The organism is Mesoplasma tabanidae (assembly GCF_002804025.1).
Lineage (GTDB): Bacteria > Bacillota_I > Bacilli_A > Mycoplasmatales > Mycoplasmataceae > Mesoplasma > Mesoplasma tabanidae.
The window spans coordinates 352,808-370,123 of record NZ_CP024969.1; the positions used below are offsets into that span (position 1 = coordinate 352,808).

General features: G+C 24.7%; 15 protein-coding genes. 13 read left to right on the plus strand and 2 right to left on the minus strand.

Features of this window, described 5'->3' with window-relative positions:
* Positions 1-8: 8 nt before the first annotated feature.
* The 4 genes from infB (at position 9) to MTABA_RS01635 (ending at position 6,964) form a co-directional block, all read left to right on the plus strand.
* Complete coding sequence (gene infB / locus MTABA_RS01620; protein WP_100679458.1) at positions 9-1,898, plus strand: translation initiation factor IF-2; 1,890 nt, start codon at positions 9-11, stop codon at positions 1,896-1,898.
* A 43-nt stretch (positions 1,899-1,941) separates the two neighbouring features.
* Entirely contained in the window at positions 1,942-2,199 is a 258-nt protein-coding gene (locus MTABA_RS01625; RefSeq protein ID WP_100679459.1) for a hypothetical protein, read from the plus strand.
* Between the two features lie 186 nt (positions 2,200-2,385).
* On the plus strand, positions 2,386-5,445 hold the full coding sequence (locus tag MTABA_RS01630; protein WP_100679460.1) for a type I restriction endonuclease subunit R: 3,060 nt from the start codon (positions 2,386-2,388) through the stop codon (positions 5,443-5,445).
* A 1-nt stretch (position 5,446) separates the two neighbouring features.
* Positions 5,447-6,964: a type I restriction-modification system subunit M gene (locus MTABA_RS01635; protein WP_208611721.1), complete on the plus strand. Its 1,518-nt coding sequence runs from the start codon at positions 5,447-5,449 to the stop codon at positions 6,962-6,964.
* 14 nt (positions 6,965-6,978) lie between these two features.
* Here the strand turns inward: MTABA_RS01635 and MTABA_RS01640 are convergent, their stop codons facing one another.
* Complete coding sequence (locus MTABA_RS01640) at positions 6,979-8,058, minus strand: restriction endonuclease subunit S (RefSeq protein WP_100679461.1); 1,080 nt, start codon at positions 8,056-8,058, stop codon at positions 6,979-6,981.
* A gap of 13 nt (positions 8,059-8,071) precedes the next feature.
* Complete coding sequence (locus tag MTABA_RS01645) at positions 8,072-8,794, minus strand: tyrosine-type recombinase/integrase (RefSeq protein ID WP_100679462.1); 723 nt, start codon at positions 8,792-8,794, stop codon at positions 8,072-8,074.
* 60 nt (positions 8,795-8,854) lie between these two features.
* On the opposite strand from MTABA_RS01645, the gene MTABA_RS01650 reads away from it, so the two are divergent.
* The 9 genes from MTABA_RS01650 (at position 8,855) to MTABA_RS01690 (ending at position 17,313) form a co-directional block, all read left to right on the plus strand.
* Positions 8,855-10,042, plus strand: coding sequence for a restriction endonuclease subunit S (locus tag MTABA_RS01650; protein ID WP_100679463.1), 1,188 nt, complete (start codon positions 8,855-8,857; stop codon positions 10,040-10,042).
* A gap of 30 nt (positions 10,043-10,072) precedes the next feature.
* Positions 10,073-10,729, plus strand: coding sequence for a J domain-containing protein (locus MTABA_RS03920; RefSeq protein WP_100679464.1), 657 nt, complete (start codon positions 10,073-10,075; stop codon positions 10,727-10,729).
* Positions 10,729-11,514 carry a hypothetical protein gene (locus MTABA_RS01660; RefSeq protein ID WP_100679465.1) on the plus strand — a complete coding sequence of 262 codons (786 nt, stop codon included), beginning with the start codon at positions 10,729-10,731 and terminating at the stop codon, positions 11,512-11,514. Before MTABA_RS03920 ends, MTABA_RS01660 begins: the two co-directional genes overlap by 1 nt.
* Positions 11,515-11,533: 19 nt before the next feature.
* Positions 11,534-12,253 carry a hypothetical protein gene (locus tag MTABA_RS01665; RefSeq protein ID WP_100679466.1) on the plus strand — a complete coding sequence of 240 codons (720 nt, stop codon included), beginning with the start codon at positions 11,534-11,536 and terminating at the stop codon, positions 12,251-12,253.
* Complete coding sequence (locus tag MTABA_RS01670) at positions 12,246-12,959, plus strand: RsmE family RNA methyltransferase (protein ID WP_100679467.1); 714 nt, start codon at positions 12,246-12,248, stop codon at positions 12,957-12,959. The genes MTABA_RS01665 and MTABA_RS01670 overlap by 8 nt, the downstream gene beginning before the upstream one ends.
* A gap of 189 nt (positions 12,960-13,148) precedes the next feature.
* Positions 13,149-13,790, plus strand: coding sequence for a uridine kinase (gene udk / locus MTABA_RS01675; protein ID WP_100679468.1), 642 nt, complete (start codon positions 13,149-13,151; stop codon positions 13,788-13,790).
* Positions 13,780-14,988, plus strand: a complete 1,209-nt coding sequence (locus MTABA_RS03925) for an HNH endonuclease (RefSeq protein WP_208611722.1) — start codon at positions 13,780-13,782, stop codon at positions 14,986-14,988. Before udk ends, MTABA_RS03925 begins: the two co-directional genes overlap by 11 nt.
* Entirely contained in the window at positions 14,988-16,244 is a 1,257-nt protein-coding gene (locus tag MTABA_RS01685) for a DNA cytosine methyltransferase (protein WP_100679469.1), read from the plus strand. The genes MTABA_RS03925 and MTABA_RS01685 overlap by 1 nt, the downstream gene beginning before the upstream one ends.
* Positions 16,231-17,313, plus strand: coding sequence for an HNH endonuclease signature motif containing protein (locus MTABA_RS01690; protein ID WP_100679470.1), 1,083 nt, complete (start codon positions 16,231-16,233; stop codon positions 17,311-17,313). Before MTABA_RS01685 ends, MTABA_RS01690 begins: the two co-directional genes overlap by 14 nt.
* Positions 17,314-17,316 lie beyond the last annotated feature (3 nt).

Here is a 17,316-nt window from a genome sequence, read left to right on the forward strand (position 1 = left end):
ATTTTTACATGGCTAAAAATATAAAAACAAATAAAAAACCACAACAAGTAAACAAAAAAGAAATGTCTAAACAACATGCTAAACAAATTAAACAACAATTAAATGAAACAGTTGCAACTGGAATCATTGATGGGGTATTTGTTTATACTGAAGCATTAAGCATTGCTGATTTTGCGAACCAAATTGGAAAAAGTGTTGCTGAAATACTTAAATATTTCTTTACACAAGGACTAATGTTAAATCAAAATGTTGTTTTATCAGAAGAGCAAATGGCTGAGCTTGCTTTAGAGTTTGGTTTTGACTTTAGAAAAGAAGAATCTTTAACTAAAGAAAACTTTTTTGAAGCATTAGATGCTAGTGAAGAAGATAAACCAGAAGATTTAGAACATAGAGCACCAATTGTAACAATTATGGGTCACGTTGACCATGGTAAAACTACTTTATTAGACTCTATCAAAAATACAAATGTTGTTGGTGGAGAAGCTGGGGGAATTACTCAAGCAATTGGAGCTTATCAAGTTAAAAACAAAGATGGTAAGAAAGTAACATTTATTGATACTCCAGGTCATGAGGCATTTTCAGAAATGCGTAGTCGTGGAGCTAATGTAACAGATATTGTTATTTTAATAGTTGCTGCTGATGATGGGGTTATGCCTCAAACAGAAGAAGCAATTGATCATGCTAAGTTAGCAAATGTACCTATTATTGTATTTATTAATAAGTGTGATAAACCAGGAGCAGATCCTGAACGTGTTAAAACTGAATTAATGAAATATGAAATAGTAGCTGAAGAATATGGTGGAGATATTCCATTTGTTCAAGGTAGTGCTAAACAAAAGATTGGTTTAGACCAATTAGAAGAAACTATTTTATTAATTGCTGAAATGCAAGATTATAAAGCAAATCCTAATAAATTAGCTAAAGGAGTTGTTATTGAAGCTCATTTAGATAAAGCAAAAGGACCAGTAGCTTCTATTCTAGTTAAAGAAGGTACTTTAGATATTAGAGATATGATTATCGCTGGAACTACATATGGAAATATTAAACATATGGAAGATGAAACTAATAAAAAAGTATTAAAAGCAGGACCAAGTAAACCAGTTGTTGTTTATGGGTTAAATGAAGTTCCAAGTGCTGGAGATAAATTCATTGTTATGAATGATGAAAAAATGGCTAGAACTATTGCTGAAGCACAAGCTGAAAAGAAACTAGCAGCAGAACGTCAATCAAATCAAATCTTTAGTTTAGATTCTATTAAAAAACATATTGACGATGGTGAGTTAAAAGCAATTAACTTAATTGTTAAAGCTGATACTCAAGGTTCAGTTGAAGCACTTAAAGGAAGTTTAACTAAAATTGACATCCCTGGTGTTAAATTAAATATTATTAGAGCATCTGTTGGAACTATTACATTAAGTGACGTTACATTAGCTTCAACTGTAACTGATGGAATTGTATTAATCTACGGATTTAATGTAAGACCTGATGCAGTTGTACGTAAAAAAGCTGAAGAAGAAGGAATTGAAATTCGTTTACATAACATTATTTATAAAGTAATTGAAGAATTAGAAGATGCTGCTAAAGGAATGTTAGATCCAGAATATAAAGAAGTAGTTACTGGATCAGCTGAAATTAGAGCAACATTCAAGCACTCTGACATTGGAACAATTGGTGGGTTCCATATTACTGATGGAAGCATTGAACGTAAATCTAAAGTTCGTATTATTAGAAATGGTATTGTTATTTATACTGGAGAATTAGCAACTTTAAAACATCTAAAAGATGATATTAAAGAAGCTAAAATTAATTCAGAAGGTGGATTAACAATCAAAAACTTTAATGATATCAAAGAAGGCGATATTGTTGAAGGATATAAGGAAGAAGAAGTTAAGAAATAGGCTGTTTATGTTTTTAATAAAATAGACAAAAAAGGAAAAAGTTATGAAAAAATACAAAAAAAACGAAAAATTAAATATGACATTTTTAAAAAATGAAAATTATGCATATTGAAATATTTTTGATAAAACATTTTATACAGAGGATAAACTATTTAAAGAATATAGTTTAATCAAAGAAAAAGAAATGATGGATTTTTATTCTTGGTTAAAAGAAAACGGCAATATTACAATAGAAGCTAAAAATGATTCTGGAGATTTCTTAGATGTTCTACCAATGTATTTAATAAAAACAGAAAATTAAAAAAATTTATTTGGATAAATAAAGAATTTTATATTCAGTTTAATGAGAAAACTCATAGAAAATAAAATACTATCAAAAATAGAGTTGTTAAATAAAAAAATGTGAGATATTGGTATATTTGACATTTTTTAGTCCTACCAAAATTAGATAAGTTATAATATAATTAATAATAAAAATGGAGTGCTTATGATCGTAAATGAAAAATTTTTTGAAGAAGAAGTTGAATCAGAATTACAACTATTAGGTTGAGAAAAACTAACAGATAAAAGTTTTCATAGAAATGACTATTCACAAGTCATCAATTTTAAAGCTCTTAATGAATCAATACAAAAAATTAATAATGTTTCTGAAGACAAGGCAGAATTAGTTATAAGAGAAATTAATAAAAATATTGACTCATGAGAAAACCTGAATATTAAAGGTATGGAAATTTTAAATAACGGAATAAGAATTTATGACGAAATTCAAGAAAGAAATTTAACAATTAAATTAATATCAGAAAATGTTGATGAAAATATTTTTAGTTACTATAGACAATTTGAAATAACTGACGGGTACAATAAAAAGAGAATACCCGATATCGTATTGTTTGTAAATGGGTTACCAATAGCTGTTTTAGAATTGAAACAACCGCTTGCTAATGAAAATATAGAAGATGCTTTCAAACAAAATGAATCTTTGAAGCATTTTAAACCTGAACTTTGATATTTTAATGTTATAAATTTCCTATCTAATAGAACATCTACAAAGTATGGTTCGACAACCGCTGGCTTAAAACATTTTTATGGTTGAAATAACTGAAATTTAGGAAAAGATGAAAATCCTGTTACTAAACTTTTTAATCATAAAAATTTGATTGATATCATATTCAATTTTAGTTTTTATTCTGATGATCAAAATCCTGTAAAATATTTAGCAGCACCTCATCAAATTAGAGCAGTGAATAAAACAATAGAGCATCTGAAAGAAGTTAAAGATAACAGGGGTGGAATTATTTGGCATACCCAAGGTTCTGGTAAATCAGTTACTATGGTGTTTTTAACAAGATATATTATTAAAGTTTTTGGTACAGCCACAGTTCTTTTGGTAACTGATAGAAAAGATTTAGACCAACAACTTTATAAAAGATTTTTAAATGCTGAAACATTTTTGAGAAATAAAGCAAAAAGTATTTCATCACGAGCTGAATTAGTTTCAGAATTAAATGATAAAAAACATTTTGGAATTTATTTCACTACTGTGCAGAAATTCGTAGAGGAAACAGGTGTATTAACTAATAGAGATGATGTTTTTATTTTGGTGGATGAAGCTCACAGATCTCAAAACAATATAAATGGTGAACGAGTGATGTCAAAGGAACAAGAAGAGTTTATAGTTAAGTTTGGTTATGCTAAATACATGAGAGAAGCTTTTCCTAATGCTAAAATAACTGGATTTACAGGAACACCATTAATGGGTGAGGAAAAAGACACCAGAAATGTATTTGGTGACTATATAGATACTTATCCTATGAATCAAGCTGTTGAAGATGGTGCCACTGTTCCTATTTATTATGAAATGTGAAAACCAAATTTAATTTTAGATAAAAAATATCTTGATGAAATGGATAAAATTCAAAAAGAATATAAAGAAACTCTAGACCCGAATGATATTGGTTCAGAACAAAAAATAGAAACATTATTAAAAGCTGTTAATAAGTCTATAATATTTGAAGATGAACAAATCATTGCTGCTAAAGCAGATAAAATGGTTGAGCATTTAAATAAAAGAAAAGATATTTTAAACGGAAAAGCAATGATAGTTGCTAATAGTAGGAATGCTGCGTATAAATATTATTTAAATATTGTTTCTAAATATCCAGAATATAAAAATAAAACAATTTTAGTTATGACAGAATCTAATAAAGATTCTGCTGAAATGGCTTCTTCTATTGTAAATCGAAATGACATGAACAAAGTTGCTAGTGAGTTCAGAAAACCTGAATCTAAATATAAAATAGCAATTGTTGTAGATATGTGATTAACAGGCTTCGATGTTCCAGATTTAGATGTAATGTATGTAGATAAAATTATTAAATGACACAATCTAATGCAAGCAATAGCTAGAGTTAATAGAACATATGAAGATAAAATAACAAAAAAAACAAAAGAAGCTGGTTTAATTGTAGATTTTGTTGGAATATGAAAATACATTTCAGATGCTTTGATTCAATATGCAAATGGCTCATCAACTAAAATAGATGTTCAAATAGATGATATTGAGAAAGCTAAAGAAAAACTTAATGAATTATTTGATATAGTGAATGATCATTATGTAAACAACATTAGAAGTTTTCCTACGTTAAATTCCAAAAAGCAATATGAGTTTGTAATAGATGCCTATGATAAATTACTAAATATTGAATTATTCTCTGTTCATGAAAAAAATAAATTTATAAAATTAGCTAGAAAAGCAAAACGATTTTATAAAATATCTTATACAAGTATCACAGAAGATGAGTTATTGATTTCTAAATGTATTGAAACTATAAATTCTTTAATTACTAGTTCTTCAATTCAAAATGACAATAATCTAACTTGAACTATAGAATCAATCAAAGAAGCTATTAAAAATGCAGTAAATACTGCTGATACTAGTGTTGTTATAGACGAATCAACAATGACTAAAGATATTAATAAAGTTGCAACTGTACTAACATCAGAAGCTGAAAAATTATTTAAATCAAAACCAAGGGTTGCGGCAACTCTTTATGCAAATGCTATTAAAATGGAGATTGATGAAATTTCAAAAATAAAACCATATTTTGCTAAATTAGTTTCTGATAAATTAAAAGATATAATTTCAGAATTAGAAAGCTCAAGAGAAATTGAAGAAATAATTGAGTTACTTATTATACTTTCAAAAGAAATTAAGGAGGAAAAAAATAAACCTCTTGAATTTGAAGATATTGAATTACAAATATTTTATGATATATTATCAAACGATCAATTTTTACAATATAATAAAAACTCTGAGACATTAAGGGCAATAGCGCAAGATTTAAGAGAAGTAGTTCGTGAAAATAACAGTGATCAGTATTTATATGAAAATAGAATAAAATCTAAAATTACAACAGAACTTAAAAAACTATTGAAGACTAAATATCAATATCCACCAGATGGATTATATAATTTGTCAGAAAGTTTAATTAAAGAAGTTACAAATAACATTAAAGCAAATAAAAAAGCATTCAGAAAGGATGATTAAAATGGCTAAAAATATTAAAGAAATTGAAAGCAAATTGTGAGAAGCTGCCAATGTAATGCGTGGTAACACATCAGCAGAAGAATATATGCACACAATTTTGGGAATTCTAACTTTAAAATACATTTCTGATAGAAATGTTTTGGCATTACAAACAATTGCTAATGAAGGTATGACTCCTGAAATGTTTACTCAAGAAGAATTATATTATTCTTATAAAACTTTTGTGGTTCATGAAGAATCTACATGAGAATATATTATGAAGTTTGCCAATAGCGAAAAAATTGGAGAAAGATTGGATAACGCATTTGTCAAGTTAGAAAGTGATAATGAAATTTTAAGAGGAATATTTAATAAAAACTTTAATGACGAAGGAATTGATCAAATCAAGCTTGGAGATGTTATTAAAATATTTTCTGATGAAGATTTGTCAGAAGATGATAATGAAGATATCATTGGAAGAGTTTATGAATATTTTTTAGGTAAATTTTTTAAAGATAGAGGTCAAAAGGGTGGTGAATTTTATACACCTACATCAATAGTTAAATTAATGGTTAATTTAATTAAGCCAGTAAAAGGTACTATTTATGATCCAGCATGTGGAACTGGAGGAATTTTGGTTCAAGCTAAAAGATATATACAAGAACATGATGGAAAAATTGAAGACATAACTGTATATGGTCAAGAATATAATATTGTTACTTGAAAATTAGCAAAATTAAATTTAGTGCTAAACGGTTTCTCATTGTTTGACACGGATAATAATGGTGTATTAGGTCAAACAAATGCTGATACATTTACAAATGATCAACACAAAAATAAAAAATTTGATTTTGTTATGGCAAATCCACCATTTAACATGAAAAATTGAGGTTTTGATTCACTACAGGAAGATAGTAGATTCAAATGAGGCATGCCACCATCTGGTAATGCTAACTACAGCTGACTATCACATATGTTGTCAAAACTATCTGTTCAAGGAAAAATGGCGATTGTTTTAGCAAATGGTTCATTATCATCTTCTCAAAAACAAGAAAGATTAATTCGCGAAAACTTTGTTAAAGAAAACAAAGTTGATGCAATAATTGAATTACCTGATAAACTATTCTATACAACAGGCATTCCAGCATGTATTTGAATTTTCAATAACCAGAAAATAAATGAAAATATACTTATGGTTGCCGGGTCAAATATAGAAGGAAATATGATTTCAAAAAAATTAAGAGAATTAACAGAAAATGATATTTTAAATATTGAAGACGTATACAATAACCATTTAAAAGGTCAAGAAGTTAATGTTCAAGGTTTTGCTAAAACTATAACAATAGATGAATTAATCGAAAATGATTATTCTTTTGTGCCTGGTAGATACGTAGAATCTAAGGAAGAAGTTATAGATAAAAAAGCTGTTAAAGCAGATATCGAAAAGCTATCATCAGAAGTTTTTGAATTACTTAAAGAGTTTGAAGACTTATCACCAAAATTAGAAGAAGCATTAAAAAAAGCTTTAGAGTCTGAATAGATTCTAAAGCTTTTTTATTTAATAAGTAATAAAATAATTTGACTCTTTATCATTTCAAGCTTAGTTTTGACTTGCTTGGATCCCACTAAAATTTTAAAAATAGGATCAACTATCTCTTGTTTCGAATTAAAGTGTAACATTTTATTTTTTGCTTTAGAAGCGTGTTTTATTGTTGTACCCTGAGAGTTATCAAATATTATTTTTTGATTTTTTTCATTAATTAGATCTACTAATATTTGTCCTTTAGAAATTTTATTAGACTTTAAATTGTATGCATATCCATTAAATCCCTCAATTGAATAAGAAACCCTTCCAGGGGTTCCATCTAAAGATAATAAAACATCTGATATAAAAGAATTAGGAAGAAAATCGACATACTTAGTAAAAATACCTTCCGATAATGATCGCACATCTATAAAGCCGGTTATTTTTTTATCTATTTTGAAATTTTCACTCTTTAAAACAACACCTCTGTCAAAATTAACTATATTAATCATTTTTTCATTAGATGATAATTTTTTTGAATATTGACGAAGTATCGATTCCAATTTAAGAATTAAATTTTCAAAATAAACAATTTGTTTTTCAATAGGTTCAATAATATCAATTATTTTTTCTTGTTCTTCTAGAGAAGGTAAAACTAATATTATTTTTTCTAAATCTTTTTGGGAAATATTATATCTAGTATATCCTGTTGCAAATGATACTATTTGATCTCTAACAAATTTTGTTCTAAAATAGTAGGCTAAATATTTGGGATTAAAATGTGACTTATCATTAAATTTGAAAACTTTTGAAAAGCCATTAAAAATATTTGACTCATTATTTAAAAATACTGAGGTCATGCCAATTTCTTCTCTTTTTTCGGAAGAAGCTGTAAATAATATGTCCCCAAAATTTACCCTATATTTGTTTATATCTGCTTCAGTAGCATCATAAAGTCTCATTGTCTTAATTTTAGTATTATCAATAAAAACATTATTAAAAATATCCATATAATTTATAAAATAAATACCTTTATCATATTTATCCTTCTTTAATGTCGATATTCCACCTTTAAAAGTTCCAATTTCTCCAAGTTTATAAATAGCCATTAAAAAACAGCATCTATAAATAGCTGCTGTATATTTTTCAATTTTCTTCTAATGATAAATTTAAATATCTAAAAGTTGTTTCTATTTTTTCATGTCCAAGTTGAGACATTACCATTTTTGGATTAGCTCCTTTAATTAACATATGTGTAGCAAAACTTCTTCTTATTGAATGGGGCGTAAATTCTTTTCCCAAAATTTCTTTAACTCATAATCTAAGGGTTTTTGTAGTGTATAAAAATGGTTTCATATTAATAGTTGTATAATTATTATGCAAAACATCTCTTATTTTATTACCTTTTCCAAGAACTCGTATGTATTGTTCATTTATATATTCAACAGTGAAAAGTTCAGAAGCTCTTAAACCCGTTTCAAATAAAAATCTCAAAGTTATTTTCTTTTGTCTAGTAATTTCATCATCAAAAGAATTTATTTCAGTTTTTGAATAAAGATATTCCTTAGTAAAAACTTCCATATATTTTTTAGGTATTTTTGGTAATTTTAATTCTTTCATTTTATTTAGTCGTTTATCATTTGATCATTTCATATAAGAACAAATAACATTATAGTGAGTCCATGCTGTGTTTGGTACTTCAAAATATTTTTTTAGTTGCTTTTTTAACAAACTTATATTGTGAAAATATATTGCATATTTTTTAAGTATATTTTCATAAGTTGTTATTGTGTTTTTTGAATAATTATTTTTTCGCAAAAAAATAATATATTTTTCATAATTCATATAATTTCTCCTATCTTATTAGTATAAAATAATAATAAATTAACTAATGGAGGTTTAATAATGGCTATTTATAAACTTGGAGACATTTGCAAAGTTAAAAGAGGTTCTTCACCTAGGCCTATTTCTCAATGGTTGACTAAAGAAAAATGTTTAAGATGAGCTAAAATTTCTGACCTAGAAAGTAACTCAATTTCGACTACTAAAGAGTTTGTACATCTTTCTTGAGAAAACAAAGGTTTAATAGGTTTAAGAAATGATTTATTTATAACTAATTCAGCTACTCCTGGAGTGCCATTTTTACAATTAACTGATGAAAAAATTGCTTATCATGATGGTTTTTTAAGTCTAAAACCGAATGAAAATATAGTTTTAAAAAAATATCTTTTGTACAAGTTAATTATTGATAGACCTAGATTAATTCAGTTGGGCAATGGTGCTGTTTTTGTAAATCTTTCATCTGAAATATTGAAAAATTGATTATTAGATTTGCCTTCTTTAAAAGAACAGCAAAAAATAATTGATATTATTGAACCTATTGAAAATTTGTTTTTAAAATATAGCAATTGTGTAAGAATTGATAGTTTTAACAACTGTAAAGAAGATGTTAAAAAAATAATTGATATTATTGAACCTTTTGAAGTTTTAAAAGAAAAAAATCAAAAATTATTAAATTTAATATTAAAACTTATAACAGAAAATTCGGAAAATATAATTGCAAATGACTTAGAATCAAACAAGTTAGAAATATATCAACAAAAAGAAGAAAAATTTACTGAGGGATTTTATTCTCAAACAGCAGATATTGGAAATTTTAACAATAAAATAAAAAAACAACAATATTATTCAAAATTACCTTCAAGAGCAAAATTAAGAGTGCAAGAAAATACTTTGTATATATCAAAATTGCTAGGAGAAAGAAAAATTTTATTTTCAAGTTTAAATAAGGATTTAATTATTTCAAATGGAATGTGGGGCATTAAGAGCGATTCAAAGTTTAAATTTTCCAATTTGTCGTTTTTTATGTCCAATTATTTTTACAATAAGAAAAAATTATTTTCAACAGGAACAACAATGGTTGGCTTAAATGATCAAGGTCTTAAAAAAATAATAAATGAAGTTAAAATAATTCATGATCTTGAAACTGAAAAATTATTAGAAAAATTATTTAATATGTTATCAATTTCATCAGAGATTGATAACAAAGTGGATAAACTAATTGACGCATCGTTAAAACTTTTAATTAAATAAGTAGTAAAATAACTAATAAGAGGTTTTTTAATGTTAAAAGATAATGCTAGTTTTATTAATTACTTAAAAATACAAGAGCAACTTAAAGTAGAGTTGCTCTTTCTTTATGAACATTTTTCAAATAAAACTATTAATTTAACAAATAAGTTATCATTTGAAATACAAAATATTGAAAACAACATTAATCAATTTACAGATACTGATTTTTCATCAAGTATATACAAGGAATTTAAATTAAAAGTTTTAATGAATCAAAATATCATTGAAAACAAAATAAAATCAATTGATGAAAACTTCAAAAAAATTGATTTAAAAAAAATTGAACAGTTAATGAATGAAATAATTTACAAATTAAATGAAAATTACATTTTAACTATCAAGAAACTAAAACAATTTATATTAAGCAAATATGAAATTGATTTTGAAACAATTCAAATTAATTTTTCTAATAAAAAGAATAGATTTGAAGATTTCTCACAAAAAAATATATTAGGTTCAAATTCAAGTGGTGATTTCTGATCTTATGAAATACTAGGAATTAGTTTAAATGCTTCAGATATGCAAATCAAACAGGCTTATAAAACATTAGCTAAGAAATATCATCCCGATAATAATAAAGATCCAGAAGCAGAAGAAATGATGAAATTGATAAATAAGGCATATAATATATTAAAAGGAAAAGAATAATGAAAAGTAAAATAAGAAAATTAAAATTATCAATCGGTTTTTTATTAGGTTTTGAAGCTCTAATTATATTAGCAATGGTTATACTTTCATTTAAGTGATCATGGTTGATCTTTTTAACAGCTGGGGTTGGGTATATATTATTTATATGTCATAATTTAGTATTTGTAATTAGAAGACGAATTATTATAAAGAAATTTAATAATACAATTAAAGAAAATTTAATCTTTAAGTCATATATTGAAAAAAGAAATTATATACATAACTTTTTAATCTTTTATACATCATTTTTTATATTAGTATTTGTAACTATTGCAACAATAGTGTTTTTATTTGTAACTGATACAGATAATAGTATTGCACTAGATTTATTAAGTTTAATTTCTGCTGCTTTAGTAATAGTTTCTCCATTTTTAGGAGCATTTTATAAAAAGATAACAAACATAACACAAACTGAAGGTGATATGAAAACTGATGCACTTAGAAAAGATATCAAGTATGTAATAACAGGTAATATAAGTTTAAATAAAGCTATTAATGATATAAATTTAAATACTAAAACAATTGAACTATTAAAAAATGAAAAAGATATTAATTCACAAAAAATAGTAAAAAGATTAAATAATCGTATTAATAATATTAATGAACAAATTTCATTATTTGAAGTATATTTATTATTTGAAGCTTCTTTAAAAGATATTGATGACAAAAATAAAATAAAACAATTTAAAACTAATATATTAACTAAAAAGAACTTATCTGAAATAGTAATTATTTTAAATAATTAAAAGAAAGGAAATAAACAATATGAGTAATAGAATGAATGACAAAATAAAAATGTCAGAAAATGAAATTAAGTATAAAGATTTAAAAATTCAAAAATACGTTATTAAAGATATTTTACAAAAAGTTGTTAAAGCTGGATTTGATAAAACAAATCTTTATTTTGTTTCTCAAGATGGTGAAGCAAGAGAAGCATATAAATTTATGATGTTTACTAAACAATGAGTCAGTTCTATTATTAAAGATGTCGATCTACTTCCTTTAAAAGAAAAATATAAAGATAAAGTAAAACAAAAACTAATTAAATTAGATAATCTAGAAATAGTTAAAGAAAAAAGAATGAAAACATATGAAATAGATCAAAAATATTTAGATTTAGTAATTCAAAAATTAATAGCAAAAAATAAACTAATGTCTATTAGAAAACTTAAGAAAAAATTATTTATTTTAACTGATAACCGTAAAAACCAATATACAAATAACTTGAATATTTTAAATACAATTAATTTTAAAACACTAGAAGATCAAAAGAAGACGTATCAAAAACTGTGAGATAAAGAAGTTAAAGAATATTTAAATGAAAGAGAAATAGCTTTAACTAGATTAAAAGATCCTAAAAGATACAATTTTTTAAATGATTATTATAAAAAAGATCCTAAAAATCAATTATTAAAAGATTTTAGACCAGATAAAGAAAAATATGATATTTTTAATTCAATTATTAAAGGTGAGATAAATGTTTAGATATTTTGTAGAAATTAAAAAAGATAATAATTTTATTATTAATAATAGTGATGTTCATCATATTAAAAATGTTGTTAAATTAAAAGAAAATGAAATTATTGAATGTGTTTATGAAAAAGAAGTTTATCAAACAAAAATTATAGATTTAACTTTAGATAATACTGTAGTGGTTGAAATTATTAATAAAGTAGAAACAATAATAAGTAATATTAAAAAAGTTTTAATAGCTGGAGTTTTAAGAGAACAAAAATGAGATTATTTATTACAAAAATCAACAGAACTTGGAGTTGATGAAATAATACCAGTTATTTTTAAGAGAAATGTAGTTAAAATTGATGAAAAAAAGATTGATCAAAAATTACAAAGATGACAAGCGATTTGTGACACCGCAGCTAAACAAGCAAAAAGAACAACAATTCCTGTTGTCAATAATTTAATAACTAACTTAAAAGATTTAAAAAATAACTTATGCGATTTAAATCTTGTTGCTTGAGAAGAAGAAAAAAATATGGAACTTAAAACATATTTATCACAAGACTTCAATTCAATTAGTTTCATTATTGGGTGTGAAGGTGGAATTGATGTTAGTGAAATTAAAATTCTACATGAAATAGGTTTTAAAAATGTTAGTCTAGGAACTAATATACTAAGAGCAGAAACAGCACCAACATATGTATTAAGTAGTTTAATTTATGAAAATAAATAATCTTAGTATTTAAAATAAGCACCAATAAGTATATAATTAAAAAGTGTCTGGCACCGCCTTTCCTTAATTATCAATTATATTTTAGCCAGACACATCACCCTAACCGGTGATTTTTTTATTTTAAAATAATAAAAGTTTAGTATTTTTGATAAAATTAATAATAAAGTTTTTTAATAAGGGGAATATATTATGCAAACAAAGAAAGTAACATTAATACTTATTGCTGGAGGAACTGCTTCTGGTAAAACTACAGTTGCAGATAGAATTGCAAATGAAATTCTTAAAGGTAAATCAGTAACTCATATTTCAATGGATAATTATTACAAAGACTTCGGAGATTTGACTTTAGAAGAAAGACGAAAAATTAATTTTGACCATCCAAATAGTGTCGATACAGAATTATTATTAAATGACCTAAATGCATTAAAAGATTATCAACCTATAAAAATGTTTGTTTATGATTTTAAAACTTCATCAAGAACAAATGAAACAATAACAGTTAAACCTAGTGACGTTGTTATACTTGACGGAATCTTTGCATTGGCGATAAAAGAAATAAGAAAACTTGGTAATATTAAAATATTCATTAAAACAGCAAATGATTTAAGATTTATTAGACGTTTACAAAGAGACGTTAATGAAAGAGGCAGATCATTAGAAAGTGTTATTGATCAATATTTAAATGAAGTTAAACCAATGCATGATGCATTCATAGGTCCAAGCATTGAATATGCTGATTTAATCATTCCTTATAAAGAAGGTAATGATGTTGCAGTTGATTTAGTGGCAACAAAAATACTTAGTTTGGTAGGCAATAAAAATGATAATTAATAAATTAAATAAAGACATCTTTGACAGTAATGGGGATAAAATAGGAAACATTGATATATACACATTAAAAAAAATAATTATTAGCTATAAGCTTTTTTTTGATTATAAAAAAGAAGATAAAAATAACATATATATAAAAAATATAAACTCTAAAGTTAATTTATCGCTAATTTTAGATTGTTATTATTATTCTAAATTTAGTAAAAAAGCAATAAGTAAAATTTTGCAAGATAGCAAAATACAAACAATTAATGAAATAGAATATAGCATACCTGAAAATTTTAAAAATAATAAGTTTACCTTTAGCGAACTTTACTATGTTTTGAATGCGTATTTAAAAATAAATAGAGAATATTGAAATATTAATAGTAATTTTGACTTTCTAATTGCAATTGATGATTACTTGAATTCTGATTCATCAGGTCAAAGAACTATTGATTCATTTGTTTTTAAAGTCGGTAATCTATATTTTTTTGATTCATTAGGAATGATAAAGTATAAAAATAATGCAGGTGCTTGAGCAGGTGGGGCAACAACATGAGGAAATAAAAAAATAAATAACTTTAAAACATTTATGGAACTTGATGATCTTGAGAAAGAACAATTATCAAAAAAAAGAATTTCAAATATACTATTAAATGATAAGGTATTGTTAAATTTATTTTATGGTTTAGAACCATTTGAGCAATTTGACGAATATATTAAAAGAGAAGATTACATTGAAGCAAAAAATATACAAAGTATTTTATACAAAAAATATGAGGAACTAAAAAATAATGATTTGTTTATAAATGAAGAAGATAAAAAGAGATTAATTGAAATTTTAACAAGAGATTCGAATCAACAAAAAAAATGAAAGAAAAATTTAATTAAAAAGAATGGTGAAAAATGTTCAATTAATAATTGTAATTTTAAAATTAAAGAACTTTTAATAGCAAGTCATATTAAACCTTATTCTAAGTGCGTAAAAAAAGAAGCTTATGATGTTAATAATGGTTTAATATTATGTCCTGAACACGATGCGCTTTTTGATAAGAAGTATATTTCTTTTTCAGATAGTGGAGAATTAATAATTAACATGAAAAAACTTAAAGTTGAAGATTTTATAAAAAATGAATCAAAACTTAACAATAATATAATAAACAATGAACTAATAAGTTATCTTAGATATCACAGAAAGGAAGAGTGCAAGATATAATGGAAATTAAATTTATAGATCTTTTTTCTGGTATTGGTGGATTTCATAAAGCCGCTGTAAGAGCATTAAATAGTGATAAAAATAGAACCGTTTGCGTATTAGCCAGTGAAATTGATGAAAAGGCAAAAGAAGTTTATCAATATAATTACGGTATTGCATCTGACAAAATAAAAAATATAAGAGAAATAAAATCATCAGAAATTCCTGATCATGATTTTCTCTTTGCTGGTTTTCCATGTCAAACGTTTTCTAACGCAGGTAAGCGTTTAGGTTTTTTAGATGAAATTAGAGGAACTCTGTTTTTTGAAATAGCTAGAATATTGAAAGAAAAAAAACCTAATTTTTTTATTTTAGAAAATGTTAAACATTTAGTTAACCACAACAATGGTGAAACATTTTCAGTTATTTTGAATACCATCAAAGAATTGGGTTATGTAACAACAGAAAAAAAACTGGTTATTTCAGCTGAAAAAGTCGGTGTTCCACAAAAAAGAGAAAGAGTATACATATTAGGTGTAAGAAAAGAATTAGTTGCTACAGAATATTTGAAAACTCCTGAACTTAAAAAAGTTAATCAAAAGGAAATGAAGATATTAGAAAATAAATATGATGAAAGATATATATTATCTGACGAAAAAATTATTAGAGCTATTAATGCTTGAGGAGAATTTCTTAAAAAAATCGTTAAAAAAGATAATAGAACATTGCCTCCAATATGGTTTGATGAAATGACAATGCCAAAAGAAAAAAGAGAGAAAGCTCTTATTGGTATAAAAGACTGGAGAAAAAAATATTTGTTAGATATGTGAGATATATATGACAGAAACAAAGAATTTATAGATAAATGGTCAAAAATTCATGAAGTTGATAAATTTGCTAAAAGAGAGAAAAAATTTGAATGACAAGCTGGTATTGATAACGTCAATATAGAAGAAAGTATCATTCAGTTAAGACAGTCTGGAATTAGATGTAAAAAATCAGATTCATTTCAAACTTTAGTGGCTATTGTTCAAATTCCTCTGGTTTTTGATAAAAAATTTCATAGATGAAGATATTTAAGCACTAAAGAAGTTGGTAAACTTCAATCATTTTATTCAGTTGATGATAATAAAAAGTTCGTTGATTATTCATCAATAAAAAGAGATGGAACTTTTAGAAGTGATTATATAACATATAAACAATTTGGTAATTCAATTAATGTTGAGGTTGTAAAACAATTAATAGAACATTTGTGAGAAAATTATGGAAAAAAATAAAAATAAATACCAAAATTTTTGAAATGGCAAAGTTATACAACAAGACGATTCTGAATTTCAGGAAATTCAGGCAGATTCATTAAAAGTTGTAGATAGTTTAATTAGAGAAATCGCTGAGGATGGTTTATTTCAAATTACAGGAATAAGTTCGAAAATAAACAATAAATTTAAGCAAAATGATGAACATACATTAAATTTAAACTATATGGGCAATCATTTTAAATTAAATCTAGTCAAAATAAAAAATTCAGGAATAGAAAAAAATCACAATAAAAGACTGCATATTAAAGTAAATAAAGAAATAAATGACGAACCTTTTTTTCTTTTAGGTATTTTGAATATAGGTGATGACTATATATCAACACTTTCAAATAGAATAAATGAAAAATACAAAAATAAAATTAAACACGCTAAAAATAGTAAAAACAATTCATCGTGATGAATAGGATTTGAAAATATTAAAAAAATTGTTAATAGTAAAAGTGAAATAGCTGAAGAAAATACTGGTTTAAGAACTTTTATTTTTGATCCTAAACTTGTAATTAATTTATTGAAAAATAATTTAGAAAATTTTAAGTTCAATAAAGGTACAACTTTAGATAGTTTATTTTTGGATGATTTTGTTGATTTAAATGTAGATAATTTAATACCGGATTTTAACTATGAAACAGATGTTTTAAATTTAGATAATAAAATAAAACTAAAAAGAGATCATAATTTAGTGCTAGATTTTCTAAAGAAAAATCAGATTTGTTTTATTTGCAAAACAACTGATACTTTTATAAATAGAAGTAATGGATTAAAATATTTTGAAGTTCATCATTTTATACCATACAATTATGAAACTCAAATGAACTATAAAAAGACACTAGACAGTGAATTAAATTTAATTTCATTATGTCCGCTTTGTCATAGAAAAATTCATCTTTCTGAAGAAATTGAAGCAATTAAAATCATAGAAGAAATTTATTTTAAAAAAGTAGATCCAGATTTTATCAAAATTTATAAAGAAAGCGATTTAACAAAAATAATAGAACAATACAAAAACACTTTTAATTTCAAGGAGTAAAAT